Annotated in this window: 1 pseudogene; it reads right to left on the bottom strand. The window is 38.7% G+C overall.

Annotated features, from left to right (window positions below):
* Positions 1-390 (bottom strand): annotated as a pseudogene (locus tag J7R05_RS08855) (DNA gyrase subunit B); the annotation flags it as partial.

Here is a 390-nt window from a genome sequence, read left to right as displayed (position 1 = left end):
CGGGATCAAGAGTTGTTTCCCAAAGTTGTTCAGCATTCATTTCTCCAAGACCTTTATAACGCTGTAATGTTATACCCTTTTTACCGTTGGCAAAAATGCTTTCTAAGAGACTCATAGGTCCAAAAATACGCTCTGATTTATCTTTGCGATGTAGGAGAAGGGGAGGATTATATATTTCTGTGAAATTTTTAGAAATGCGATCAATTTGGCGTGCATCGGCTGAATTGATAAGTCCTGCATCAAGGGTAATAACATCTTTAACTCCGCGTAAAACACGTTCAAAACATAAACTTCCCTCTGATGTGTATTGACCACTCCAACCTTGTTCCATATCATCAGCAATCAAATCAAGACGATAGGCGATGTTATCGGCTGTTTTTTGCGCTTTTT

Origin of the sequence: Bartonella capreoli, assembly GCF_902813205.1 — a bacterium.
Lineage (GTDB): Bacteria > Pseudomonadota > Alphaproteobacteria > Rhizobiales > Rhizobiaceae > Bartonella > Bartonella schoenbuchensis.
The sequence above is the reverse complement of the archived record's forward strand: the minus strand, read 5'-3'. Positions and strand labels throughout refer to the sequence as shown.